The sequence below is a fragment of the Cellulomonas septica genome (assembly GCF_012396155.1).
GTDB classification, from domain to species: domain Bacteria; phylum Actinomycetota; class Actinomycetes; order Actinomycetales; family Cellulomonadaceae; genus Cellulomonas; species Cellulomonas septica.
Genome location: NZ_JAAXOY010000664.1, coordinates 1 through 1929 on the forward strand (window position 1 = coordinate 1; position 1929 = coordinate 1929).

Consider the following 1929-nt stretch of genomic DNA (forward strand, 5'->3'; position numbering starts at 1 on the left):
CACGGGCGGGTCGAGGGCCGCGCCCCGCGAGCTACAGCCCGAGCACCGAGCGGACGTCCGCGGCGACCGCGTCCAGGCGTTCGCGGGCCGCACGCCGTGCGTGGCCCACGGCCTCGTGGTCCGCGTCCGCGGGGACGGGCTCGACGACCTCGAGGTAGCACTTCACCTTGGGCTCGGTGCCGCTGGGGCGCACGACGACGCGCGTCCCGTCGGACGTGAAGAGCCGCAGGCCCTCGGTCGGGGGCAGCCCGTCGCGGTCGTCGTCGGTGCCGGCGGCGAGGTCCACGACCGACGTCACGTGCACCCCGGCGATGCGCTGCGGCGGTGCCTCGCGCAGCCGCTGCACGGTCGCGGCGATGTCCGCGAGGTCCGCGAACCGCGCCGACACCTGGTCGGTGAGGTGCAGGCCGTGCGTGCGCGCGAGGTCGTCGAGCGCGTCGACGAGCGTGCGGCCCTGCGCCTTGAGCGACGCCGCGAGCCCGGCGACGGTGAGCGCGGCCGAGATGCCGTCCTTGTCGCGCACGTGCAGCGGGTCGACGCAGTAGCCGAGCGCCTCCTCGTAGCCGAACACGAGCCCGGCGACGCGCGAGATCCACTTGAACCCCGTGAGGGTCTGCGCGTGCCGCAGCCCGGCGCTCGTGGCGATCTCGCCGAGCAGGCGCGACGACACGATCGAGCTCGCGAGGACGGCGTGGTCGGTGCCCGCGGCGGCGGCACGACGCGCGGCGAGGTCGCCGAGGAGCGCGCCCGTCTCGTCGCCGTGCAGCATGCGCCAGCCCTCGGCGCCCGCGGTGTCGGGACCGCGGTAGGAACGGGTGCGCAGGTCCTGCACCGTGACGGCACAGCGGTCGGCGTCGGGGTCGAGCGCGAGCACGAGGTCGGCGTTCTCGTCGCCCGCCATGCCGACGGCCAGGTCGATCGCGCCGGGCTCCTCGGGGTTCGGGAACGCGACGGACGGGAAGTCGGGGTCCGGGAACTCCTGCTCGGGCACGAGCAGCACGTCGGTGAACCCGGCGGCGGCGAGCACGCGCTGCGCGACCTTCCCGCCGACGCCGTGCAGCGGCGTGAGCACGACGCGCAGCTTCTTGGCCGCGGCGCGGGCCTCGGGGGAGCGGTCGGCAAGACCCACGACCGCGCCGACGTAGGCGTCGAGCACCTCGGGCCCGAGCACGGTCCAGCCGTGGTCGGCACGCGGCACCGACGCGACCGACGGGACGCGCGCGATCTCGGCGGCGATCGCCGTGTCGGTGGGCGGGACGATCTGCGCGCCCTGCCCGCCGTCGGTGACGACGCGACCGCCCAGGTAGACCTTGTAGCCGTTGTCCTGCGGCGGGTTGTGCGACGCGGTGACCATGATCCCGGCGTCGGCGTCGAGGTGGCGCACCGCGAACGCGAGCACGGGCGTCGGGAGCTCCTCGGGGAGCAGCAGGACCTCGATGCCGACTGCGGTGAGCACGCCTGCGGTGTCGAGCGCGAACTGCCGCGAGTTGTGGCGCGCGTCGTAGCCGACGACCACGCGCGGCGGCGGGGTCACGCCGTCGAGCTCGCCGATCAGGAAGTCCGCGATGCCCGACGCGGCGCGGATGACGACCGCACGGTTCATCCGGTGCGGACCGCCCGCGAGGCGTCCGCGGAGACCGGCCGTGCCGAACTGCAGCAGGCCCTGGAAGCGGTCGGCGAGCTCGTTGCGCGCCAGGCGTCGGGCGTCGAGCGCCTGCCGCTGCGTCGGGTCGGGCTCCTGCCCCGGCGCGAGCCCCACGGGCCCGGTGCGGGCCGTCGTCAGCAGGTCGCGCAGCTCCTGCGCCGTCCGCGGGTCAGGGTCGTCGTCGATCCACGCCTGCACCTGCGCCTCGAGGTCCGCCCACACCACGTCGCCGGTCATGGGGCCAACGTACTGAAAGCGCCGCGGAAGGTCCCGCCGAAGGTCCC

At 75.5% G+C, this 1929-nt stretch carries 1 protein-coding gene; it reads right to left on the reverse strand.

What is annotated here, in order from left to right; translation table 11 throughout:
• Positions 1 to 31: 31 nt before the first annotated feature.
• A complete protein-coding gene (locus HGA02_RS17875; protein WP_168680598.1) occupies positions 32 to 1882 on the reverse strand; it encodes a phospho-sugar mutase in 1851 nt (616 codons plus the stop codon).
• Between the last annotated feature and the right edge of the window lie 47 nt (positions 1883 to 1929).